22 protein-coding genes are annotated in these 24,061 nt (G+C 59.7%); 6 read left to right on the top strand and 16 right to left on the bottom strand.

Annotated features, from left to right (window positions below; genetic code table 11):
- Window positions 1–18: 18 nt before the first annotated feature.
- Window positions 19–1,641: a hypothetical protein gene (locus ACKVY0_RS06485; protein WP_409213979.1), complete on the bottom strand. Its 1,623-nt coding sequence runs from the start codon at window positions 1,639–1,641 to the stop codon at window positions 19–21.
- A complete protein-coding gene (locus tag ACKVY0_RS06480; RefSeq protein ID WP_409213978.1) occupies window positions 1,610–1,891 on the bottom strand; it encodes a helix-turn-helix domain-containing protein in 282 nt (93 codons plus the stop codon). Before ACKVY0_RS06480 ends, ACKVY0_RS06485 begins: the two co-directional genes overlap by 32 nt.
- Window positions 1,892–1,918: 27 nt before the next feature.
- Between ACKVY0_RS06480 and ACKVY0_RS06475 the strand changes: the two genes are divergently transcribed.
- Window positions 1,919–3,016 carry a DNA cytosine methyltransferase gene (locus tag ACKVY0_RS06475; protein WP_409213977.1) on the top strand — a complete coding sequence of 366 codons (1,098 nt, stop codon included), beginning with the start codon at window positions 1,919–1,921 and terminating at the stop codon, window positions 3,014–3,016.
- A gap of 62 nt (window positions 3,017–3,078) precedes the next feature.
- Here the strand turns inward: ACKVY0_RS06475 and ACKVY0_RS06470 are convergent, their stop codons facing one another.
- The 11 genes from ACKVY0_RS06470 to ACKVY0_RS06420 all read right to left on the bottom strand — a co-directional run bounded on the left by ACKVY0_RS06470 (window position 3,079) and on the right by ACKVY0_RS06420 (window position 15,305).
- Complete coding sequence (locus ACKVY0_RS06470; RefSeq protein ID WP_409213976.1) at window positions 3,079–3,555, bottom strand: dihydrofolate reductase; 477 nt, start codon at window positions 3,553–3,555, stop codon at window positions 3,079–3,081.
- 13 nt (window positions 3,556–3,568) lie between these two features.
- Window positions 3,569–4,927 carry an MBL fold metallo-hydrolase gene (locus tag ACKVY0_RS06465; RefSeq protein WP_409213975.1) on the bottom strand — a complete coding sequence of 453 codons (1,359 nt, stop codon included), beginning with the start codon at window positions 4,925–4,927 and terminating at the stop codon, window positions 3,569–3,571.
- Window positions 4,928–4,994: 67 nt separating this feature from the next.
- Entirely contained in the window at window positions 4,995–6,191 is a 1,197-nt protein-coding gene (locus ACKVY0_RS06460; protein ID WP_409213974.1) for a hypothetical protein, read from the bottom strand.
- Complete coding sequence (locus ACKVY0_RS06455; RefSeq protein WP_409213973.1) at window positions 6,188–8,710, bottom strand: ATP-dependent Clp protease ATP-binding subunit; 2,523 nt, start codon at window positions 8,708–8,710, stop codon at window positions 6,188–6,190. The genes ACKVY0_RS06460 and ACKVY0_RS06455 overlap by 4 nt, the downstream gene beginning before the upstream one ends.
- Window positions 8,703–9,827 (bottom strand): protein arginine kinase, encoded by a 1,125-nt coding sequence (locus tag ACKVY0_RS06450; protein WP_409213972.1) that lies wholly within the window; start codon window positions 9,825–9,827, stop codon window positions 8,703–8,705. The genes ACKVY0_RS06455 and ACKVY0_RS06450 overlap by 8 nt, the downstream gene beginning before the upstream one ends.
- Window positions 9,828–9,927: 100 nt before the next feature.
- A complete protein-coding gene (locus ACKVY0_RS06445; protein ID WP_409213971.1) occupies window positions 9,928–10,476 on the bottom strand; it encodes an excinuclease ABC subunit B in 549 nt (182 codons plus the stop codon).
- A gap of 82 nt (window positions 10,477–10,558) precedes the next feature.
- Entirely contained in the window at window positions 10,559–11,173 is a 615-nt protein-coding gene (locus ACKVY0_RS06440) for an HAD family hydrolase (RefSeq protein ID WP_409213970.1), read from the bottom strand.
- A gap of 35 nt (window positions 11,174–11,208) precedes the next feature.
- Window positions 11,209–12,087 (bottom strand): EamA family transporter RarD, encoded by an 879-nt coding sequence (rarD, locus tag ACKVY0_RS06435; protein ID WP_409213969.1) that lies wholly within the window; start codon window positions 12,085–12,087, stop codon window positions 11,209–11,211.
- Complete coding sequence (locus ACKVY0_RS06430; protein WP_409213968.1) at window positions 12,084–13,250, bottom strand: MFS transporter; 1,167 nt, start codon at window positions 13,248–13,250, stop codon at window positions 12,084–12,086. Before ACKVY0_RS06430 ends, rarD begins: the two co-directional genes overlap by 4 nt.
- Window positions 13,251–13,363: 113 nt before the next feature.
- The gene (gene gap / locus ACKVY0_RS06425; protein WP_409213967.1) at window positions 13,364–14,413 is read right to left on the bottom strand and encodes a type I glyceraldehyde-3-phosphate dehydrogenase; all 1,050 of its coding nucleotides are present in this window, start codon (window positions 14,411–14,413) and stop codon (window positions 13,364–13,366) included.
- A 100-nt stretch (window positions 14,414–14,513) separates the two neighbouring features.
- On the bottom strand, window positions 14,514–15,305 hold the full coding sequence (locus tag ACKVY0_RS06420; RefSeq protein ID WP_409213966.1) for a DUF4058 family protein: 792 nt from the start codon (window positions 15,303–15,305) through the stop codon (window positions 14,514–14,516).
- Window positions 15,306–15,432: 127 nt separating this feature from the next.
- Between ACKVY0_RS06420 and ACKVY0_RS06415 the strand changes: the two genes are divergently transcribed.
- Genes ACKVY0_RS06415 through ACKVY0_RS06405 form a run of 3 tightly spaced genes read left to right on the top strand, consistent with a single transcriptional unit; the run spans window position 15,433 to window position 18,417 of the window.
- Window positions 15,433–15,813 (top strand): BlaI/MecI/CopY family transcriptional regulator, encoded by a 381-nt coding sequence (locus ACKVY0_RS06415; RefSeq protein WP_409213965.1) that lies wholly within the window; start codon window positions 15,433–15,435, stop codon window positions 15,811–15,813.
- Between the two features lie 6 nt (window positions 15,814–15,819).
- Window positions 15,820–18,072, top strand: coding sequence for a M56 family metallopeptidase (locus ACKVY0_RS06410; protein ID WP_409213964.1), 2,253 nt, complete (start codon window positions 15,820–15,822; stop codon window positions 18,070–18,072).
- A gap of 45 nt (window positions 18,073–18,117) precedes the next feature.
- Window positions 18,118–18,417 (top strand): ribonuclease III domain-containing protein, encoded by a 300-nt coding sequence (locus tag ACKVY0_RS06405; protein WP_409213963.1) that lies wholly within the window; start codon window positions 18,118–18,120, stop codon window positions 18,415–18,417.
- Between the two features lie 66 nt (window positions 18,418–18,483).
- Here ACKVY0_RS06405 and ACKVY0_RS06400 read toward each other — a convergent pair whose 3' ends face one another.
- Window positions 18,484–19,905 (bottom strand): FAD-dependent oxidoreductase, encoded by a 1,422-nt coding sequence (locus ACKVY0_RS06400; protein WP_409213962.1) that lies wholly within the window; start codon window positions 19,903–19,905, stop codon window positions 18,484–18,486.
- 133 nt (window positions 19,906–20,038) lie between these two features.
- Window positions 20,039–20,320: a hypothetical protein gene (locus ACKVY0_RS06395; protein ID WP_409213961.1), complete on the bottom strand. Its 282-nt coding sequence runs from the start codon at window positions 20,318–20,320 to the stop codon at window positions 20,039–20,041.
- 93 nt (window positions 20,321–20,413) lie between these two features.
- On the opposite strand from ACKVY0_RS06395, the gene ACKVY0_RS06390 reads away from it, so the two are divergent.
- A complete protein-coding gene (locus tag ACKVY0_RS06390) occupies window positions 20,414–22,399 on the top strand; it encodes a DUF1549 and DUF1553 domain-containing protein (protein ID WP_409213960.1) in 1,986 nt (661 codons plus the stop codon).
- Between the two features lie 135 nt (window positions 22,400–22,534).
- Window positions 22,535–23,146 (top strand): carbohydrate-binding family 9-like protein, encoded by a 612-nt coding sequence (locus ACKVY0_RS06385; protein ID WP_409213959.1) that lies wholly within the window; start codon window positions 22,535–22,537, stop codon window positions 23,144–23,146.
- A gap of 15 nt (window positions 23,147–23,161) precedes the next feature.
- Here the strand turns inward: ACKVY0_RS06385 and ACKVY0_RS06380 are convergent, their stop codons facing one another.
- Entirely contained in the window at window positions 23,162–23,758 is a 597-nt protein-coding gene (locus ACKVY0_RS06380; RefSeq protein WP_409213958.1) for a 2OG-Fe(II) oxygenase, read from the bottom strand.
- Window positions 23,759–24,061 lie beyond the last annotated feature (303 nt).

The following is a 24,061-nucleotide window of genomic DNA, read 5'->3' as shown; positions in this document are numbered from 1 at the left end:
TAAATGCACCCGCTCAACTCACAACAGCAATAGCGAACATGCCTTCTGCTTGGTAGCCACGGGGGTATTGGGGGCATCCAGAGGGGCGATAATCCATTGGTTAAACAACTCGACAACCCGTTCCTGGTTCTTGTCCATCCAAGGCAGCAAGGACTCGTAATGTTCGCGATAAGTGGCAACCACAAGCGACTCGACCCGCTGAGGCACCTGGAGAGGATGTGCAGAACGCGCATCCTCGTGCGCAAAGAAGAGAATGCGCAGCTCCCAGTCATCTACGTCCGAGATGCGGGACCATTCTTCGAGTCGCGATGGCAGATTGAGCCTCAGAGTGCGCAAGTGCTCACGCACATAAACATCGGTCAGCCGACCGGCGTGTGCTTCGATGGCCACGCATTCCCGAGCACTGACATTTTGAAAATCGCAGTCCCCCAGCTTTCCCGAAGAAGAGTTGCTCGCATTCACAGGATCTCCCAGCCCACGAGAGCGCCAGTCAGGCAGCGGATGCTCGAGCATTCCGAAAAAATCGCCAACGCGCTGCTCAATGACTCCGCGTGTTCCGGTTTCAGCCTCACCTACCCGTTGCAGGAATCGTTTGATGACAGCGAGATCAGCCTGGGGTTCCAGCCTGACCTCGGCAGGCGTCTGAATCTCGATGTAGCGCATGACAGCGCGACGGATCGAGCCAGTCATCTGGTTTCTCGGCGCATAGGCCAGCGATGTCAGGCATCCCACGACCTCAGCGAGCGACTTGGCCTGCGCTTCCCGCGATTCTGCCCAGTCATACGAGAGCCGGTCCACTGCCTTGAAGTTGTTCAACATCGGACTACCACCGGGAGCCAGCGCCGGAGGAAAAGTGCCGAAAATGATGTTCCCAACATCACCCCGAGGCTTGAAGGTGTAGATGAACTCTGGCGGGTGATCGAAGAAGTGATCGATGACCGAGATGTACAACAGAATTTGGAGATAAGGGACAAAGTGAACCCTGTCGTCGGGTGAGAAAAGCAGGCGTAACGCATGCTGGAAGCGATTATCAAACCCGAGCGCCGAAGCCTGCGAGGAGAGGTCTTCCACCATGGATGCGATGGTGGCATCACCCAGCTCAGCAGCCGAGTCCTGCCGGTCTTTGGCAAGGAGTTCGGTCACTGCTCTAGCGTCGAGATCACATTGGATGCCAAACTCCCGCAGAATGACATCGACGACGCGCCAGCTCACCGACGCACGACCGTCACTTTGATGAAGAAGCCCGGCTATTCTGGCAGGCGAGGCACGAAAATCCCGTGCCAGCAGCAAAACGAGCGGCAGATGGGACAGCACCATGGCGGCCTCTCGCCGCTGCATCTGGAAACGCCCGACAAGTTTCAACAGCAGGGACGCGTAACTTTTCCCTCGAGTCTTCCCATCAGGAGCCGTCCAGTCGGCCTCGCTGAGCAGAATCTCCACCACTGGCGGACAAGAACGCCCAGGCGAGGCGTCATCAAGCCAGGCATCAAACTCGAACCCCAGCTTCAAAACAGCCTCGTCAACAGACAGCCCCTCTGTTGCCAGATGAGCAAGCGCAGCATCGCTCGCGGCATTCAACTGCACGGGAGTCAATGGCAGGATGGAAAGGCTATTCGACATCAGATTCTCCTTGGGAAACAAGTTCAGTCACATCAGAGGCTGTGAGGTTGAGAGCCTTCGCCCAGCGGGCAAGCTCATAAACTGACAGCGTTCGCTTCCCTTTTTCGATTTTGGAGACGTAGGTCTGGTCTCTTCGGAGCATGGTGCCCAGGAAGTCCTGCGAAAGAGCAAGACTCTTCCGGTGTTCCGCGAGTCTTCGCCCAAGTTCTTCATCGAATGCTTTTTGGGTCACATCGGCACCTTGCAGAAAATGCCAGCCGTGTGTTGACAAAAAGCGGGCTCAGGCCAATTAAGCATAATGAAATGCATCTCCCTCTACACCGGATGCGGCGGACTGGACCTCGGGTTCCATGCAGCAGGCTTCTCGACGATCTGGGCCAATGACATCGACCCGTATGCACTTGAGACCTACGCCAACGAACTGCGCCGCAAAGGCTCTCCATTGCCTGAGATTCACTGCGGAGACATTTCCAGTAAACCTCTCCCCTCCCCCTGCTCCGCCGAGGTCGTCATCGGTGGACCGCCTTGCCAGGGATTTTCTGTGGCGGGCAGAATGGACCCGAACGATCCTCGCAGCAGGCAGGTTTGGGAATTTTTTCGCGTGGTGAAGCATGTCCGTCCTCGCGCCTTCGTCATGGAAAACGTGAAGGCGCTCGCCACAAACTCGCGGTGGAAGGGTACGATCCAGGCTCTCGAAGCCAAAGGAGAGGAACTCGGCTATCGCACACGGCTTCTGATTCTCAACGCGGCGGACTACGGCGTAGCACAGCTACGCGAGCGGATGTTTCTCGTTGGCATCAAGGATGCGCTGATGCCGACACCGGCAGGAAAAAAACGGCGTAAAACGGTAAGGCAGGCTTTGAAGCAACTACCCGCGTATGGCGAACCGGGAAATGACGCGGTTTGCAAGGCCGTCGTCACAGCGGCTAAGACACCAGTGCTGCGGAAAAGTCCTTTTGCCGGGATGCTCTTCAACGGCCAGGGACGCCCCATCGACCTAGAGGCGACAGCTCCGACACTCCCAGCATCCATGGGCGGCAATCGCACTCCTATCCTCGACCAAGAGAGCCTGGAAAAAGACTCCGAGCCGTGGGTGGCCTCCTATCATGCGAATCTGATGTCGGGCGGAGAAATCACCTCGCGTGTCCCAAAACGTCTGCGTCGGCTAACCGTGCAGGAAGCGGCCTGTTTGCAGGGGTTCCCGATTGGAATGAGCTTCGCTGGCAGCCAATGCACAAAATTTCGCCAGATCGGCAACTCGGTCCCTCCTGCCTTGAGCGAAGCGGTGGCACGTTCGCTGAAATCAGCCTTGGAAGGCAAGGCATCATCAGAAGAATGGCGAGGGGATCAAAAATGCTGGCTTGCTGAAGATGCCGCCGTCTATAACGCAGCTTGATTTAGTCCACCGATCAACACCATGAGCCGAACTTCCAGAGAGGCTCTGTCACCGGCATGTCGTTATCCAACGGATTCGATTTTTGCGTAATAGCGAAACTCCAGACCTTCCGACTGCCCGATGATTTCTTTGAGCTGGAAGAGATTCTCGAAGGGTGGGAGTAAAACATCGCCTTCGTAGGGCTCGGCAATCCAGGTGAGGTAGAGACCATCACACTGCGGCAGCAGTTCTGCAAAAACGCGGGCACCACCGATGACAAAGACAGTTTCAGCGTCGCCGCAAACCTGGGGCAGTTCGGCAGCGCTGCGGATGACGGTGACGCCTTCGCGGACAGACATCGTCGTGCTCAGAACGATGTTCTGGCGGCCGGGAAGCGGTCGGCCAATGGAATCAAAGGTGGCTCGGCCCATGAGGATGGGATGGCCGAGAGTGGTGCGTTTGAAAAACTTCAGGTCTTCGGGGAAGTGCCACGGCAGCGTGCCCGCGCGTCCGATGACGCGATTGCTGGACATGGCGACGATGGCGATGAGACGCGGCATGGCTGGCCGAAGTTTACCAGAGATCAATAGGCTGGTGCGGCTCGGGACGGATGATTTCCGTGCCGGGGATGGTCTCGTTGAAGCGGCGGGTGAACCACAACTGCGCAGGTTCTTCGCCGTGGACGAGCAGGAGCTTCTTGGGCTTCACTTTCTCGATGTACTCGGCGATCTGCTCGCGCGAGGCATGGGCGCTGAGGTCAAAGCTCTCAACGCGGGCGTGCAAGGCCACGGCGGGCAGATCGCGGGAGAGTTTGATCATCTCGCCGGGTTTGGCATTGCGAATCTTGTAGCCAGGGGACTCGGGATCGGTGTAACCGACGAAGCAAACGGTGTTGCGCGGGTTATCGAGGAACTTTTGGGCAAACGTGTTGGAGACAGTGTGCTCCGTCATCATGCCGCTGGAGAGTGCAAAGAGCGTGCGTGGGCTGGTGACAATTTCCTGGCGCTTTTTATTCTTGCGGGCCACGAGCATCTTCATGTCCTCCAGCAGGCGGAAGCCGGGATAGCTGCGACGGCTGCGTGAAGCGTAGTGATCGTAAAGGACGGTGATCTTGGTGCTCAGACCGCCGATGTAGAGCGGCATTTCAGGGATCAGCCCTTCCTGAAGCAGTTCGTGCAGCATGAGCATGACCTCCTGTGTCTTGCCGAGGGCAAAGACGGGAATCATCACCGCTCCACCGGCCTCATGGGTGTCGCGAATCACGCCAGCGAGGCGTTCCTTTTCGGCTTTGCGGGAAAACCCTTCCGGCCGGGCATAATCGCCACGCGTGGTCTCGGTGATCATCACGTCGATGCCGCTGGTGGGGAAATCGGCGGCACGGCAGATGGTCTGCGCCTCGAAGTTCACGTCGCCGGTGTAAAAGAGCGTGTTGCTGCCTTCGCGGATCAAAACACCGGTGGAACCGAGGATGTGGCCGGCATCAAACATCGTGGCTTCCAGATTGGTGTCGGGAATCTCAAAGGGGCGGTCGATGTCGCGGTAAATCCACCTGGCGCGGATTTCATCGAGTTCGCGATGGGTGAAGAGCGGATACTCGGAGATACTTTCCTCCTCGCGCTGCTTCGTCATGACGTTGACGGAGTTGTGCAGCATGGCGGAGGACAGCTCGCCGGTGATCTCGGTCATCAGTACCGGGGTGTTCGGCTGCTTGCGCTGCAACACGGGCATGGAGCCGATGTGATCGTGATGCGCGTGCGTGATGATGACGGCCTTCGCGGACTGGTGCGGCAGCGGGCCGAAATCAGGCAGGGCGTCAAAGCCCGCACGTTTGGGGTGCATGCCGGAATCCAGCACGACACGATGATCCCCGGCTTCGAGGAGGTAGGAATTGGCACCGATCTCACGTCGGCGCGTCAGGTTGCGAAAGCGCATGTATTTTGGGGGAGGGGGAGGGCGATACTAGGGGCTTGAGGCCCTTCCACAAGGAGGAACTTGCCCCTCAGACCTGGCGACGGCCGGCGATGCGGGCAAACAAAGCCGAAGCAGCAATCAGGGCCGCCGGCATGGTGGGCGGAGACCAGATGAGGTTGGACTGGAAGGCGAGGAAGCAGACGACCAAGGCGGCGAAGATGAACAGCAGGCCGCGGAGCAGCGCTTTTTCCTTGGGAACACGAAACACGAGCCAGAAACCGGCGAGCACAGCCGCCGACCAGATCAGCCACTGCGCATACGACGGCAGCAGCTTCAAACGTGGCATGGCGAGGATCTGCGCGAGCGCCTGCGCATGAGCCTGGACCAGTCCAGCATCATCGGTGCCTATGACGATGACTTTACCGCCGGAGAGATTGGCTTTGTCCTGCGCAGACAGAGCGTCAGCGAGTCCGTCGCTCATCAAATTGAGCGCATCGACCTCGGGGACGGTTTGTTTGGCATCGACGGCGAACTCACCGGCAGTGGTGAGCGGCACAAACGCGCCGTTGGATAGATAGGCACCTGCTCCTGGTCCCAACAGCAGCCGATGCGTGGCATACGGCGTCTGTGTGATGCGGGCGAGTGCCTGCGTGAGCACGCTGGGCCGCAGATTGCCGCTTTCCTGCAAGGCATACGGCAGCAGCATGACGTCCTCGGCATTGCGCGTGACGGCGACACCAAGCTCTGCCTGACGGCGCAGCAGATCATCCGGCGCGGCGATCAAAGCACCGAGAGGCGGCACGGCAGCGATGTCACCCTGCGCTTTTTGAAAGCGTGGCAGCGAGTCTTCGAGTCCACCCATGAATGCAGGGGCATCGGGACTGGCGGCAAGCTGGGCTTCGACGCCAAGAATCGTGCTGGGAAACGGCACCAGAGCCTCGGCGGCTTCACGCACGAACTCGGGTGGAGGTTTGCCCCACATCAGCGTTTCGGGGATCACGAGCACCGCAGGATCGAAGGGCTGCAAACCTTTGAGCACCATCTGCCAGTCGAGCGGACGCGGCGGCCAGCCAGCGTACTCGGCCTTGCTGGCGTTGCGCATCTTCACCCACACGACGGATGGCGAAGCCTGCGGCGCCGCTGTGGCAAAACGATCCCGGGCATTCGCGACGAGGAAGTCGAGGAACAACTCGTCCACGCGCTGAAACCGTCCGGCCTGATGCTCACGCTCCAGCCACCAGCCGAGACTGGCGAGCAGGAGGATGAGAACGAGGGCGCGGATCATGCGGCGGCCACATCTGCAGGAGCGACCGCATCCTCACGCGCATCAGCGGCAAATTTGAGGCGCTTGAGTTCTTCGTCGTGGGAGACTTTGACGATGTCGCCATCGCGGATGTCGCCACGCAGGAGATGCTCAGCCAGCGGGTCTTCGATGTTCTTTTCCACGGCACGGCGCATCGGACGCGCGCCATACTGCGGATCAAAGCCCTCTTTCATGAGGAATTCGCGGGCGCTGGTATCGAGCGTGATGTGGATGTTCTTCTTCTTGAGGCGGGCGACGACCTTGGCGACTTCGAGATCGACGATCACGTTGAGCTGCTCCTTCTCGAGCATGCGGAAAATGACGATGTCGTCGAGACGGTTGAGGAACTCAGGCTTGAAGAACTTCTTCGCGGACTCGGTGATCTTGCTCTTGATGCCGGCGTTGTCGGCAACGTCCTGCTGCATGGCAATGAAGCCGAGGCTGCTCTGCTTTTTGATCTGCTCGGCACCGATGTTCGAGGTGAGGATGACGATGGTGTTACGGAAGTCGATCTTGCGACCGAAGTTGTCGGTCACCTGGCCTTCTTCGAGGATCTGCAGCAGCAGATGCATCACATCCGGGTGCGCTTTTTCGACTTCGTCGAACAAGATCACGGAATACGGGCGACGGCGCACGGCTTCGGAGAGCTGACCGCCTTCTTCATAGCCGACATAGCCGGGAGGCGCACCGATCAGACGGCTGGCGGTGTGCTTCTCCATGTATTCGGACATGTCGATCTGGATCAGCGCCTCAGCGGTGCCAAACATGAACTCGGCGAGGTTCTTCGCGAGGAAGGATTTGCCAACGCCGGTCGGGCCGAGGAACAGGAAGGAGCCAATCGGACGACGTGGGTCCTTCAAGTCGGCACGGGAACGACGCAGCGCCTTGCTGATGGCGATGACGGCCTCGTCCTGACCGATGACCTTGCCTTTGAGTTCGGCTTCCATCTTCAGGAGCTTCTCGGCTTCGGCCTGCTCCATGCGCTGAAGCGGGACGCCGGTCCATTTGGAGACGACGGACATGATGTCGTCCTCGGTGACATCGACGATGCGCTCTTGATTGTTGGAGCGCCAGCGCTCAAGCACGTCATCAAAACGCTTCTTGGCGTTTTTCTCGCGATCACGCAGGTGCGCGGCTTTTTCGAAGTCCTGTTCCTTGATGGAGCCTTCTTTTTCGACGCGAATCTCTTCGATCTCGGCCTCGATGACCTTCAATTCGACCGGACGCGTCATGGCACCGATGCGGGCCTTGGAACCGGCTTCGTCCATGATGTCGATGGCCTTGTCAGGCAGGAAACGGGCGGGCAGGTAGCGCGAACTGAGGTTCACGGCGGCCTTGAGGGCGTCTTCGCTGTACTTCGCCTTGTGGTGCAGCTCGTATTTGCCGCGCAAGCCAAAGAGAATCTTGATGGCGTCCTCAACCGAGGGTTCCTCAATCTTCACGCTCTGGAAGCGGCGTTCGAGCGCGGAGTCCTTCTCGATGTATTTGCGATACTCGTTCAACGTGGTCGCGCCGACGCATTGCAGTTCCCCACGGCTGAGCGCGGGCTTGATGATGTTGCTGGCGTCCATCGCCCCCTCAGCACCGCCGGCACCGACGATGGTGTGCAGTTCGTCGATGAAGAGAATGACGTTCTTGTTGCGGCGGATTTCATCCATGACCGCCTTGATGCGCTCTTCAAACTGGCCGCGATACTTCGTACCAGCGACCATCAACGCGAGGTCGAGGGTGATGACACGCTTGTCGCGCAGCAGTTCCGGCACGTTGCCCGCCGCGATTTCCTGCGCGAGACCTTCAACGATGGCGGTCTTGCCGACACCGGCTTCGCCGATGAGCACCGGGTTGTTTTTCGTGCGGCGGCAGAGAATTTGAATCACGCGGGCGATTTCTTCCGAGCGGCCGATGACAGGATCCATCTCGCCTTTGACGGCGAGTTCCGTGAGATCGCGGCCGAAGGCTTTGAGGGCCGGGGTTTTCTCGTTCTTTTTCTTGTCGCTCGCCGGCGTGTTGCCGCTGGGAGTCACGGATTCACCATCCTCTTCTTCCTCTTCGTTCTGGGAGGAAAAGTTCGGATCAAGTTCCTTGAGGATCTCGCTGCGGGCCTTATCGAGGTTCACATCGAGATTACGCAGCACTTGGGCGGCGACGCCTTCACCTTCACGCAGCAGGCCGAGTAGGATGTGCTCCGTGCCGACGTAGCTGTGATTGAGAGCCTTGGCTTCCTTGGAGGCGAGGGCGAGCACCTTTTTCACCCTCGGGGTGTAAGGAATGTTGCCGACCATTTTCGTTTCCGGGCCGGAACCGACCTGCTGTTCGACCTGCATGCGCACGGTTTCAAGATCGAGGCCGAGTTTGGTCAAAACGTTGACGGCAACACCCTGGCCGAGCTTGATCAGACCGAGGAGCAGGTGCTCGGTGCCGACGTAGTTGTGATTGAAGCGGTCCGCCTCTTTGCGGGCGAGCGCGAGAACCTGCTGGGCGCGTGGGGTGAAATTATTCATCATTGGGGGTGGAGGGAGCGCCTCCGGGGGTTGATTGAGATGGTGGAAAATTACCCGGGCCGTCGATGGATTGCAACCTTGCACGAGTTATTTCAGCGCGCATGCCGTCACGCTCCTCGGGTGACAATTCACGCGCCGCATTGAGTTGCAAATGCGCCGGTTGGATCTCGAGCAGCAGCATGTCGAGCAAGCTGCGGTCACAGTTGCCGACGAGATCGAGATCAGCACCGAGGCGGAGCATGGAAAGCAGGTTCAACGCCTCTTTGGAGGCGAGAATGTGGGCGTAGCGCAGGATGGCAAAGGCGCGGCCGACTTGGTCGCTCAGCATGGTCTCATGGTCTTCCTTGAGCTTGGCACGGGCGGTTTGCTCGGAACGCACGACGCCTTCGATGACTTTTTCGATCTGGGCGATGATTTCAGGCTCCGCCTCGCCCAGCGTATGTTGATTTGAGATTTGGAACAAATTGCCGAGCGCCTCGGTGCCTTCGCCATAAAGACCACGCACGGCGAGGCCGATCTTGCCCACGGCCTTGATGACGGGATTGATCTGGTCGGTCAGCACGAGCGCTGGCAGATGCAGCATGACGGAGGCACGCATGCCGGTGCCGAGATTCGTCGGGCAGGCGGTGAGGTAGCCGAGTTTTTGATCAAACGCATAGGGCAGCGAGCCTTCCAGTTCCGTGTCCACGCGATCCACCAGCTCATAGGCGCTGCCAAGATTCAAACCAGGCCGGATGCCCTGAATACGGAAATGATCTTCCTCATTGATCATGATGGAGATGCTCTGCTTGCGATCCACCACGACCGCGCAGCCGGAAGAACGTGCCGCATGCTCACGGCTGACGAGATGGCGCTCCACCAGCACCTGTTTGCGGATCTTGCTGAGGTCGGTGTAGTCCTCGCTGTAGCCGTCGCGCATCTCAGGCAGGTTTTCGACGACAGGCCGTGCGCGTTCGAGCAACTCGACCCGCTGGCGTTCCTGGCTGAAGCCGGGAAACGGGTGTCCGCGTAGATTGCGTGCGAGGCGCACCCGCGAAGTCATGACGATCTCGGAATGCGGGCCTGCGCCCTTCATCCAGTCGGCGGGGTTTTTGATCAGTGTGGCAAAGCGCATCATAGGGAGACGTAAAATCGACGTACAAAGATGCATACTTGTTGAATGCCACGCAAGGACGGCTCTGGAAATGCCAGCAGTCGTGCTTTCTGCCCCGTCACGTTCATTTCGAGGGGGCTTTGGGCTGGAGACGCTCGATCTCGGCCTTCAAACGAGCCGCATCTTCATAGCGTTCCTCACGCACCGCCAGATCAAGATCCTCACGCAGCTTAGCCGCATCAAGCGGCGGCGGAGCGGGTGGCGCAGGCGGAGGAGCCTCTTGAACCATGGAACGGGCACGCGGCAGCGGTTGCGGCGCAGTGGCGATCTTGCGATTCGGGCGCTTGCCAATGTGGCGCGTGCCTTTGTGCATGTTGCGCAGCAGACCGTCCAACCCTTCGCTGAAGGCGCTGTAACACTCGGGGCAGCCCATGCGGCCGATTTTTTTAAGCTGGGACGCGGTGAAGCCGCAGGCATTGCACACCACCTCCATCGTTTCCGAGTCCACGCGTTGCGAAGGCGTTAGAAACGCTTCGGCCAGACCGAAGCCGGTCTCCTCGGTCACGCCTTTGGCCTTCGAGCAGGTCTCACACAGATTCACCGTGGTCATCTGACCGTTGATGATCTGGGTGAGGAAGACCGAGGCCTCATTCTCGCAAACGTCGCATTTCATGGGTTCAAGCTGTGATGCTGTCGCCTCACATGGGATGATACGGACGGCAACGCGTACTGGTTATGACAGGTATTTCCCCGCGTCAACCGATGCCCTGCATCGCCAGCCATTCATCGAGTTCCGCCTGCAACTGCGGGTGCTTCACAAAGCTGTAGTGAAATGTCCGAAAACCCAGCCGGGAGGCGATCTCGATATTCGGCAGCAGATCGTCGATGTAGAACGTGCGGGCCGGGTCGAGATCGAGCTGTGCGATGGTGTGGTGGAAAATCTCCTCGCCCGGCTTCGCATGGCCGGCCTCATGCGAATAAACGCCGCCCTGGAAGTGCTGGAAGATCGGGAACTCGCTCAGAAAGTAGTTTTTATGCAGGCCGTTCGTGTTTGAGAGCAGATACATGCGCAGTTTGCCAGCCAGCGCACCGAGCGTGTCATGCATCAGCTCGTTCTGGGCAAAAATTTCGCACCAAATCGCCGCAAACTCCGCCGCCGTACCGCGAAAGCCGGTCACCGCCATCGCCTCGCGCACAAAGGCCGCGTCATCCATGCGGCCGTCCTCATACGGCCCCTTAATTTCATCAAACAGCGTCAGCACCGTCTCCGCCGGATGATCGCACTGCTCCGCCAGTCGCCGGGCGGCGATGCTGAAGTCGAAGTCGATGAGAACTTTGCCAACGTCGGAGAGAATTACAGGCTGGGGCATGGTGCGAGATAGAAGTGAACGTGGCGGCTGCCAAGTCATCGTTTGTGCCACAAATCGCCGCAAAATAGCAGCACGCCGGTCCAGATCAGACCAAACGACACCAGCGCCGCTGCACTGATGGGTTCATGATAAATGAAGGCCCCGACGATGAACTGGCCGGTGGGCGCGAGGAATTGCAGCACGCCGAGCAGCGCAAACGGAAGCTGTCGCGCACCATGCGCGAAGCCGAGCAGCGGAATGGTGGTGACGATGCCGAGACCGGTGATGAGCAGCAGATCATGCGTGGACGCCGTTCCCCAGATGGACGCACCGCTATGCTGGCTCCACATCAGATATGCGGCGGCAACCGGAATGCCGACGATGGTTTCCACGCCGAGTCCCGGCAGTGATCCGAGCGGCGAACGCCGTCGTGCGAGGCCATAGAGCGCAAAAGTGCCCGCCAGCAGCAGCCCGATCCACGGAAAGCGGCCCACCAGCACGATCTGCATCACCACACCGCATGCGGCGGAGGCGATGCTGAGCTGTTGCAGCCGCGACAGCCGTTCACCGAGCAACCGGCTGCCGATAAGCACGTTCAGCAGTGGATTGATGAAGTAACCGAGGCTGCAATCAATGATGCGCCCATGCTGCGCGGCCCACACGAACACACCCCAGTTGATCGCCAGCAAAAACGCCGACCACGCATGCGCCTTGAGCAAGACCACGTCCCGCAATGACTTCAGAAAGTCTTTCCACTCACCGCGCAGCATGAGCAGCGGCAGCACGGTGGCCATCGTCCACACCACGCGCTGCGCCAGTGCCACATCGCTGCCGAGATGAACGATCTGCTTCCAATACACCGGCAGCACGCCCCACAGCCCGAAGGCAATGACAGCACTCAGTACGGCGTTGGTGGGTGGTCGTGGCTGGCTCATGCGGCTTTTGATCGACGGCTGGAGAGAATCAGCCCGGCGGCCACGATGCCGAGCACGGCATTGATCGTCCACAAGATCACCGGATGATGATCGTACAGCGGCATCCCCAGCGCGGAGCTGGCGGTGTTGCCCGCGCACCAGGCAAAGCTGAGAAAGCCGACATAGCGCCCGCGCATGTCATCGGGCGCAAGACTGGCCGAATACGCCTGCTGGCGCGAGAACGCGGCCATCTCGCCGAACGTGAACAGCACCATCATCGTCACGAACGCCGTGAGCGACCCGCTGACGAGGAAGATGAGGAAACTTGCGCCCATGAGGATGTAGCCAAGCGCGAGCACCTGTTTCACCGACCATTGACGCAACCCGGCTGCCAGCGGCACTTCCATGAGGCAGATCATCACGCCATTGAGCGCCAGCACGAGGCCGCAGTAATGCAGCGGCAGGCCGTTGCGTTCGAAATGCAGCGGAAAAGTCGTGTTCGTCTGCCGGAAGATCCACGCAATGCACACGCACGCACCGAACAGCGCCAGAAACGGCTTGTTGGCCCGAATGGACCGCCATGCGTGACCCCAGCCCGCGTGCTCACGTGCGGTGCGGTTTCCACGCGGCAGGAAGAGCCATGCGATGATGCCAAAAACCACCGAGGTGGCCGCATCGACGGCAAACAGCCAGAAAAACGAGTGCTCGGCCAGGAAACCCGCCGTCGCCGGCCCCAGCGACCACGCCAGATTCACGGCGAACCGTTGCACCGCGAAAGCGATGACGCGATGCTCCGGTGGCACAATGTCCTGCACCAGTGCCGCACTGGCCGGATGCCCGGCCTCCGTAATCGCTCCTGTGAGAAATGCGAGTGCGGCCAGGGCACGCCAATCGACCGCCTGCGACATGGCGATCATGCACGCAGCACCAGCAAGGGATGAGACCGCCATCGTCACATTCCGGCCAAAACGGTCCGCCAGCCAGCCACCCAGCCATGCGGCGACGAAGCCGCCCAGCGAGTAGGCCGCCACCGCCAAACCGGCTTGTGCAGCGGTGTTGCCATTCCGCGTGATGAAGAGTGCCAGAAACGGCACCACGAACACGCCGAAGCGGTTGACGAACGTGGCTCCTACGAGAACCCAGAAGGGCCGTGGCAGGAGATGGAGTTGAGAAAACAGAGACATGGTTGGAAACAGAAAAAGAGGTTCATGGAAAGTGGAGAGATGAGCTGGAACGCAAAACGGGCCGACTCGCGTGAGTCGGCCCGTTCAGGGAAAGGCTGCTGTGTTCTGGAAGGTTACAGGCCTTTGCTCACGATGTATTTCACGAGATCGACGACGCGGTTGGAGTAACCCCACTCATTGTCGTACCAGCTCACGAGCTTGAAGAACTTGCTGTTCAGTTCGAGGCCTGAGCCGTGATCGAAGATGGAGCTGTGCTGATCATGAATGAAGTCGGTGCTGACCACTTCGTCGGCGGTCCAGTTGAGGATGCCCTTCATGTAGGTCTCGCTGGCCTTCTTCATGGCGGCGCTGATTTCCTTGTAGCTGGTTTCCTTCTCCGTCTTCACGGTGAGATCGACCACGGAAACCGTCGGCGTCGGCACGCGGAAGGACATGCCGGTGAGCTTGCCCTTCACTTCTGGAATGGCGAGACCCACGGCCTTCGCAGCGCCGGTGCCGGAAGGAATGATGTTGATGGCAGCGCTGCGTCCACCTTTCCAATCCTTGGCGCTCGGGCCGTCCACGGTCTTCTGCGTGGCGGTGTAGCTGTGAATGGTGGTCATGAGGCCTTCAGCGACGCCGAATCCTTCCTTCAGCAGCACATGCACCACCGGGGCGAGGCAGTTCGTGGTGCAGGATGCATTGGAAATGACGTGGTGATTGGCAGCATCATACTTCTCATGATTCACACCCATGACGATGGTGATGTCCTCTTCCTTGCCAGGAGCGGAAATGATGACCTTCTTCGCGCCAGCGTCGATGTGGCCCTGCGCCTTGCTGCGCTCGGTGAAGAGGCCGGTGGACTCGATCACGATGTCCACGCCGAGTTCCTTCCAAGGCAGCGCGGACGGACCTGCACGCACCGCGAGGCATTTGATCTCATGACCATCGACGACGAGCACGTCGTCCTCAGCCAGCTCAGGGCTGCTTTTCTTCGAGGAAACGTTCTCGCGGGCCTTGCCCTGCGTGGAGTCGTATTTGACGAGGTATGCGAGGTTGTCTGCGGACACGAGGTCGTTCACAGCGACGACGTCGATCTCTTTGCCCAGGAGGCCCTGATCACAGATTGCGCGAAAGACGAGGCGGCCGATGCGCCCGAAACCATTGATGCCGATTTTGACCATGTTATTTGAGGGAGTTTGGATTTTTGAGGGCGGCAGGCTTACCCCGCCCGAGGGGGGGTGTCAACCCCGTTGCCAGCAGGATGCAGGCCATGAAACAGGCTCAGCTCAATCCCGCTGCCTGCACCTGCTCCGCCACCCACGCCTGGTCTTCGACACCAAGCTGCGGGCCGGGCACAAGGCGATGGTTCTCATTGAAATAGCCGCCCATGCGGTAGCAGCGGTCCACCAGCGGCTGCAAGGCGAGAATGACATCGGCATCGCTCTGGCGCAGCGGAATGCGGACGTTCGGCAGCATCTCGCGCAACGGCGTCTCATACACCTCCTTGCGCGCCGGATTGGCGGCACGCGTGACGCAGACGAGCGTGCGTGCGACCGACACCGATTTCAAACAGTCCGCTGGCACGGCCACCGCGTGGCTGCCGCCGCGCAGCAGGTCGATTTCGACGACGTTCACACCTCCTGCGAGGTAACTTTGCCGTTTCGCCACATAGCGCTGCCAGCCATCGCTCTTGTTCACCGGACTGAGGATTTCAATGACGGTGATGACCCGACCATGCGGATCCAAAATTTCGATCCAGCGCTCGACCTCCTCATTGACGATGACATAGGCCGGCTCCGTCGCGATCACACCGCCCGCAGCCTCCTGCGCTGGCTCCCAGCGTGGAGCGATGCCATGCTTCCACGCTTCCACCACCGCGACATCCGCCCGCGCATTTTTTCCGTCAACATCCTCCTCAGCCAAGGTCACCTGCTCCTCTGAGCGAGCCTTCAGTCCGAGCGGCAGGTTTTCCGCGATAGCATCACGAATGTAGCTGATCAGGGTGGTATGCACATCCGGCCAGAACCGCTCCAGAAAAGGATTCATGCCCGGAAAGGGGTTGTTCTTGTTCATGCGCTGAAAATAGCCGCAGCAGACGACCTTGCAACGCGCCTTCTGCCTGCTGGCACCACCACGCCACTACATTTGTAGTTGTCATTTCACGACAAATGTAGTGAAATGCGGGTAATTCAAAAAAATCATGCCTGCCGCACCCGACATCGCCGAATCCGAATGGTCCATCATGGAAGCGCTCTGGGAATCGTCACCACAGACTGCCTCTGAAGTCACCAAAACCCTGCGCCCCATCACGAACTGGGCGGAAAACACCGTCCGCACACTGCTGACGCGTCTGGTTGAAAAGGGAGCGCTCAAGACCGGCGAGAACACCAGCGGCACGCGCACCTTCCTCCCCGCCGTGAAGCGCGAAGCCTGCGTCCGCGCCGAGGGCGAGTCCTTCATGCAGCGCATGTTCGGCGGCGCGGCGAAGCCCCTGCTCGTCCACTTCGCGCAAAACAGCAAGCTCACCGCCGAGGAGGTGAAGGAGCTGAAGAAGATCCTCGACCAAAATCTCAACGCCTGACACACCATGAACACACTGTCCGACCTCTTTGCATGGCTCATTGCCACCAGTCTCCGTGCCGCGTTGCTCACCATCGTCGTTTTCCTGCTGCAGGCGGCTTTGCATCGCCACCTGACCGCACGCATGCGTTACGCCCTCTGGCTGCCGGTGCTCATCGTGCTGCTCATGCCGGTCTTCCCCCAGAGCAGTTGGAGCATCGAAACCGTCTTCGCCGCACCACCGCAGCCTGTTCAAATCACACCGGCGCCCATTGATCACGCCCTCGTTAGCCTTCCGCTCGATCTCAGCCCGCCACTGCCCACGCCAGCACCCATCGACTGGCAGCGCATCCTCTTCATCACCTGGCTTATCGGGGCCTCGGGCATTCTCCTCTTCGGCAGTCTCTCCTACATGATCACGCTGCGTCGTTTCAAACAATCACGTCAGCCTGTGAGCGAAGCACTCGACGCCACGCTCACTCAAATCGCCCGCGAAGTCCGCCTGCGCCACATCCCATGCATTTGGATCGCCTCCACCATCAGCAGTCCTGCCGTCACCGGCCTGCTGCGGCCCACGCTGCTCCTGCCTGCGCATTGGCATCACGCCTTCACGCCTGCGGAAATCCGCCTCGTCCTCAAGCACGAACTCATGCACCTGAAGCGCCACGATCTTCCGCTCAATGCCCTGCTCTGCGTTCTGATGGCCCTGCATTGGTTCAATCCCCTGCTCTGGCTCGCCTTCTTCAAAGCCCGCCTCGACCGCGAAGCCGCCTGCGACGCCCAGGTGCTGCAACACGACAGCGCCGACCGCCGCCGTGAATACGGCCACGCTTTGCTCAAAGTCGAAACCGCCTTCTGCCCACGCGGCCTCAGCCTCGGCTTTGTCGGCATCTTCCAGCGCGGCAGCGCGCTGCGCTCACGCATTCAGTCCATCGTCAACCACCATCAACCCCATCCCATCATGAAAACCATCCTCGTCATATGCATGCTTTTGATGACCTTCCTTGGCGTCACCAAAGCCGCCCCGCCGGACAACAACGCTCCCCAGGTATTGATCGAAGCCAAGTTCATCGAGGTCAGTGATGGCGCGAAGGACTTGCTGACACCCTTCGCTACCAGTGCTGCGTCACCGAGTATCGCCGGAGTCCTCAATGACGGTCAACTCAGCGCCCTATGGAAGAAGATCGAACAAGCCAAAGGTGTGGACGTGCTCTCCACGCCACGAATGACCACCCGATCCGGTCAGGAAGCCAAAATCGAAATCGGTCGCGAATTCGCCTACAAGGACGCCGAAGGCAAGCCGGCCACGAAACAACTCGGCACCACGCTCACGGTGATTGCCACGAAGGGGGGAGAGAACGACATCGATCTTGAGCTGACACCGCAAATCATGGAGCTGAAAAGCATGATCAAGGATGCAAAGAGCGGAGTGGAGCAACCTGTCTTCAGCGAACGTAAAGCGTCGGCCAGCGTCACGATGATGTCCGGGCAGACCATCGTCCTCGGATTGCCTTCCACCTCCACGTTGCAAACCATCGAAGATCGCTCGGCAGGGCGCGTCACCACAAAGACGGAAAACGTCACCATGAACACGATGGTCTTCGTCACGGCGCGTCTCGTCGATCCCGCCACCGGCAAACCGGTTGATCCCAAACCTGCGGCGAAGAAAAGCCCGCTCCAGACGAAGCTAGATACGATTGTGATCCCACAGATCCAGTTCAGCGACGCCACACTTGAGGAGGCCGTGGCCTTCCTCCGTCAGAAAAGCGCCGATCTAGACACCGCCACGACGGACCCAAACCAAAAAGGAGTGAACATCATCCTCAAAGCTTCCGCTCAAAGCAAAACTGCCCGCATCACGCTCAACCTCAAAGACGTTCCGATGAGCGAACTGCTCCGCTACGTCACCGAACTCAGCCAGACTAAGTTCCAGGTGGCCCCCTTTGCCATTCTCGTCACATCCAGCGACGAACCGGAGGTTAAACCAGCCGGAACTGCGCCACCCACAGCCGCCAAGAACGAGATCATCTTCCCCAGAGTGGAATTCCGCGACGCCACACTTGCCGAGGCCGTCGAATTCATCCGCATCAAGTCCCGCGATCTCGATCCGACAAAAAAGGTCGTCAATATTGTCGTCAAACCCGGCGGTATCACCGACGCCAAGCTCACGCTCTCTTTGAAAAATGTTCCGGTCAGCGAGGCCCTTCGCTACATCGCTGAGCTAGCTGGTCATAAGCTCACCACCGAAGGAAATACATTCATCATCGCGCCGGTGAAGTGAGCCTGGCGTTGCATTGGGTCTGCTCCAGCTCCAAAGCAGCCTCCAATGACGACATCTGACCTCACCCTGCGCCTGCGCGAAAACGCCTGGATCGGCGACGCCGTGCTCGAACTCTACGTCCGCAGTCTCATCCTGCGCCAGCAAGGCAAAGTCGATGCCGAGATGAAAACACGCTTCACCTGCAATCAATTCCTCTCCTGTCACGGCAATCCCACCGCCGTCGAGGCGGAGATCGGCGTCACCTACCAACGCGAAGGCCTCGAAGCCGCCTTCGCATGGATTCGCGACACCTTGGAGCCGCTGTTCATCAAACAAGAAGCCAAACGCAAGCGCCTCGGCAAGTAGCCACGCTCGCCAGAGCGTGGAGAAACGCTCCGCCAACACCCATCGTCCGCATTCTGGCGAATGCGGCTACACGCGCTGTCCCAGCACCTTCAGCTTCGCCTCGCCCTCGCTCCACGGCACCTCATGCGGCATTCGTTTGGTCATTGCTGCCAATGCCGCCGTCACGCCCGCCGCCTCGCCCATCGCCACGGCGTTGCCGGTCACGCGATAGCTCGCATGCGCGATGAAATCCCCGCTGATGCAGCGCCCGGCCATCATCAGGCCATCCACATCCTTAGCGATCAGCGCCCTCAGTGGGATGTCATATGGCTTCACTTTCACCCCCGCATTGTGATAGGCGGCCGTTTTGTTCGCCTCCTTGCTCAGCGCGTGAATGTCCACCGGGAAAGTCGGGCGCACGACCGCATCGTCATAACGCGCACCCGCGATGAGATCGTCCTTGTTCACCGTGTAACGTCCCGCGATGCGCCGCCCATCGCGCACGCCGATCTGCTCCGCCGTCGCGGCGATTTGCAGGCCCTCCCATGGCCCGCCGAGCTTGCGCAGGCCGTTCACGATCTTGTGCATCTCCGCGCGTGCCATCACGGTGGCCTCAGTGATCTTCGCGGCGTCGAAACACGGCACGCCGTATTGATGGTTCATCATCACCAGCAGCAAATTGTCCCGCACCTGAAACAGCGTCGGTTTCGCATACGACGGAAAATGCCCCGTGCGCTCGATCTCGGCCTTGAGCGTGTCTTTAGCGACATTGTCGGCCTTGCTCGGGTCCGATTTGTGAATGAACGCCGCCAGCGCCGCCGCATCTTTGCAAACCAGCAGCGCATTGAGCGACATCGGCTGACACGGGCACGAATCTGACTCACCAAACTCAAAGGCACAGCCCGCCAGCGCGCCGAGATCGCCATCGCCCGTGGTGTCGATGAAAACCGGCGCACGCCACGCCTGGCGGCCCGACTTCGATTCCGTCACGATCGTCGTCAGCCTGCGGCCTTCGCGATACGCCGCCGCCACCCGCGTGTGCAGTTGAAATTTCACGCCTGCCTCCACAAACATCTCCTCCAGCAGCAGCTTCATGCCCTCCGGCTCATAGCAGATGCTTTTCATGCTCGTGCCACGGCGCAGGTCGCGTTCATTGAGACGCTTCAGCAGCTCCTGATTGAAGCCTGGCTTATCAAAATCCAGCAGATAGCCCAGCAAACCCGCCGTCCACACGCCACCGAGGCATCCACGCCATTCAAACACCCGCACCTTCGCTCCCGCCCGCGCCGCCGTAATCGCCGCCGCAATGCCCGCCGGTCCCGCACCACACACAATCACGTCCGCATCTTCCACCAACGGCAAATCCTTCGCCGGTTCATGAAACTGGCCCGCAATCGCCTTCTCCACCTCCGCTGCCGACATCACGCCCGGCGTGACGAGCGCGCCCGAAAAAGCAGCGCGGAGGAAGGAACGGCGTTTCAGGTCGTTGGAAGAGGCGGGAGTGTCCATGATGGGTCAATTGGTTTGCAGACCTTCCAAACGGGCCAGCATGAGTGCATTCTTGTCAAAACTCAGAAGCGGGATTCGCTGTTGTCGAGATCCAAAAAGTAACGGATCAGCACGTTGGCATCCGCATAGACACTCATATCTCGCCTGCGATGATCCGATTGATGTGCTCCAGTTCAGCAGGCGGCGGCGGCACATGGCCGAGCGCTTTGAGCTTTTGTGCATGGCCATCCATTCGCGCCAGAACTGTCGCACGCGCGGTTTCCCGAGCTACGGCATCATCTGGTTTCGCCATCACAAAAATTTCTCCCTCCAGCGTGCAGATTTTCGCACTACCAAAGCGCCGCACGGCATCAAACACTCTGCTGGCCTCGGAAACGAGGTCTTGTGAGGTGAAAGTCAGGGTGGCAGCACTCATGCGGACGAGTTTGCCCTTCCGGCTGCGGACTGTCAACGCTCCATCTCCCGTTACAAGAACCCTCTCCGCCAGTCGTTGGTAGCCATGCCTCACATGCGTTTCTTCCTGTTCATCGCCCTCAGCACCCAACTCCTCGCCAAACCTCCCGCCATCGAGGCAGGCCGGAAGCACTGGGCGTTTCAGCCTTTGAGCGATGCGAAGCCGCCCGCCGTGCAAAACACCGCGTGGCCGAAGAATGACATCGACCGCTTCATCCTCGCGAAGCTGGAGGCAAACGGGCTGAATCCCTCCGCCGAGGCTGACCCCGCCACTTTGATTCGCCGTGTGACTCTCGATCTCACCGGGCTGCTTCCTTCGCCGGAGGAGGTGGAAGCGTTTGTGAGCGCCATGGAGAAAGAAAAGAGTGCTCAGTTCTCAGTGCTCAGTTCTCAGTCCCGGAAACTGAGCACTGAGCACTCGGCACTGAGCACTTCCTCTCCCGCACACAGCCAGGCCTACGAGTTCCTCATCGACCGCCTTCTCTCTTCGCCGCACTACGGCGAACGCCAGGCCCGCCACTGGCTCGATCTCGCTCGCTACGCCGACACCAGCGGCACGCACAACGACCTCGACCGCCCTCACGCCTGGAAATACCGCGACTACGTCATCCGCAGCTTCAACGACGACAAACCCTACGCCCGCTTCGTCGCCGAGCAGATCGCGGGCGATGAAATCAACGGTGCGAACGAAGACAGCCTCATCGCCACCGGCTTCTGCCGCAACGGCACCAGCAACGACGACAACATGGGCAAAAACGACGACGCCCTGGCCCAATACCGCGCCGACCAGCTCGACGACGTCATCGCCACCACCAGCAGTGTCTTCCTCGGCCTCACCGTCGGCTGCGCCCGCTGTCACGATCACAAAACCGATCCGCTGCTGCAACGCGATTACTACAGCCTGCTCGCCATCTTCAACGGCACCGAAAAATACGGCCTCGTCCCCGGCACGCAGGACAAGAACGACAAGCGCGTCAAGATCGACGAGACCGCACAAGTCCACGCCCTCATCGAAACAAAGCCTGTCGTGCCCAAGACCCACATCATGCTGCGCGGCAGCGCCTTGAACCTCGGAGACGAAGTCGGCCCCGCCATTCCCACGCTCTTCAAACCCATCCCCTTCCCCACACCTGCCGCCAAGACTTCCCTGCGCCGCAAAACCCTCGCCGCATGGATCACTGCGCCCGACAACGCTCTCGCCTGGCGTGTCATCGCCAATCGCCTCTGGCAGCATCACTTCGGCCAAGGCATCGTCGCCTCCCCCAGCAACTTCGGCTTCACTGGTGCCACGCCAACACATCCCGAACTGCTCGATTACCTCGCACAGCAGCTCATTCAAAACGGCGGGCACTTCAAACCGTTGCACAAGCTGATCGTCATGTCGGCCGCCTACCGGCAAAGTAGCAAGTGCTCAGTTCTCAGTGCTCAGTCCGGCAAAACTGAGCACTCAGCACTGAGCACTGAGAACTCTTCGCCCTTGGCTCTTCGCCCTCAGCTTCAACGCATGGAAGCCGAAGTCCTCCGCGACTCCATCCTCACCGCCAGTGGCAAGCTCAATCCCAAACTCGGCGGCCCCGGCATCAAACCACGCATGCGGCCCGATCTCCTGCCCACCAGCCAGCGCAACAAGTGGCCACTGCTCAAACAAGAAGGGCCGGAGCAATGGCGGCGCAGCATTTACATCTACATCAAGCGCCAGCTTCTCATGCCCAGCATGGAACTCTTCGACGCGCCCACCACCACCGACAGTTGCGCCGCCCGCATGAGCAGCACCGTGCCCACGCAGGCGCTCGTGCTCATGAATGACGAATTCGTCGAGGAGCAGGCCGCGTTTCTCGCTCAGCGTGCCACCGCTAACACACTCGAACAGACCATCCAGCGCATGTTCATGCTCACGCTCTCGCACCCAGCCGACATGCGGCGGCTTCAGCAGTCCCTCGACTTCGTGAAAACCCGCGAAGCCGCCAGCACACGCGATCAAGCGCTCACCGATCTCGCTCACGTCCTGCTCAACAGCAGCGAGTTCATCTACATCGAATGACAGTAGCCATCATCGCTCCGCGTGATGCGCACAGCGCTTGCGCCAGCAGCACAACGCGCCAAGTCATGCCACGCACCTCCTGCTGGCCGCACCCAAAGCTCGTCACGCGGAGCGATGACGGCCACCTTACCCTCCATGAAGCGCTATCGAGTACTCCACACCGCCAGTTCCAGCCTCGATTGGTCCCAGGCCGAAGCTCTGACCGACTTCACCTTCCCCTGGGAAAATCGTGCTGCGCCCAAAACCAAATTCCGGGCGCTCTGGAATGAAACCCACCTCCATTTCCGCTTCGACTGCCAGGATGACGATCTCGTGCTCCCCGACGGCCCCACCGTCAAAGATCGCGTCCTCGGCTCTGATCGCGTGGAGACCTTCTTCGCGCCGGATCTGAGCCTGAAGCCGTATTTTTGCCTCGAAATGTCCCCTCGTGGCGATGTGCTGGCTTACGAGGCTAGGTTTTATCGGGAGATCAATTGGAGCTGGCAATGCGAAGGACTGCAAATCGCCGCACACATCGACAACGACCACTACACCGTCACCGGCAGCATCCCGCTCGACACGCTGCGTGCCGGGAACGTCCTCAAGCCCGGTTCACAAGAATTTTTCATCGGCATCTATCGCGCCGAGTTCTCCCGCAAGCCCGATGGCACCATCCACTCCGGCTGGATGCCGTGGGTGAATCCACTGACCGAGCGCCCAGACTTCCATGTGCCAGGCTCGTTCGGTATGTTTGAACTCATTGGCTGAGCATCGCTGCGCCGCTCACCGCTGGCGGAACCAGCCGGTGATGCTCATGCGTGTCTTCTTCGCAGGCAGCACCTCATGCCAGAACTCTCCGGCCAGAAAACAGACCAGGGTGTCCATGCGCGGTTCGATCAAGACAAAGTCGCCCGCCTTGTCGCCAGCCGTCGTCCATAGTTTCAACTCACCGCCGTCGCCGGGTTGCCAATCGGGATTCAGGTAAAGGATCGTCGTCACGATCCGATCACTCGTGCCCGCATGACGATCCAGATGCGCTTTGTAAAAGGCACCTTCAGGGTAAATGGCAAAGTGGCCCTCAAACTCGAACAGACCGAGAAAGAACCGTTCGTTCAACGCCAGTCGCAGGAGTTCCAGCTTCGCCAGATAGATACCCTGCTCCACCGAGGTGTCTCCAGGTTGCAGCCACATCATCTGATCACTGCGGATGTCCTCGCGCACTCGCAGGTTGATTCCTTGTCCCACGCCGGCAGGCTTGAACTCGCCCTGCTCGCAGGCATCCACACACTCCTGCCTCAAGCAACGTGAAGCCGCAGCGTCCACAAACCCCGGCATCGACGCCCAGCCATTCAGGTCCATGGCATTGAGGAGAGCGGTCATACGCCTACAAGCGAGAGCGCCAGACCGATAGCGAGACAAATCGCCCCCGGTTCCGGCTTCGGCGGGCACTTGTCCTTCCCTTAGCCGTAACGATGCAGTCAAAGGCAGTGCACGAAGACAGACTCAAACACCCGCAGGTGAAGGCTCGCGGCAGCGTCCTGGAGTGCGCCAGTCCTCTCTGAGCTTTACCCACAAGATAGAAAATATAAATTGTACACTGGCTACAGTGGCTATCTATAGGCGGGTGTCCCCTACTTCTCTCCCTTCGATTTCGCCCGCCCCCGCAACGCCTTTCCCTGGCAA

This window comes from Prosthecobacter sp. (assembly GCF_046154365.1).
Lineage (GTDB): Bacteria > Verrucomicrobiota > Verrucomicrobiia > Verrucomicrobiales > Verrucomicrobiaceae > Prosthecobacter.
Note: the sequence above shows the minus strand (reverse complement) of the source record. Positions and strands in the feature narration are given on the sequence as shown.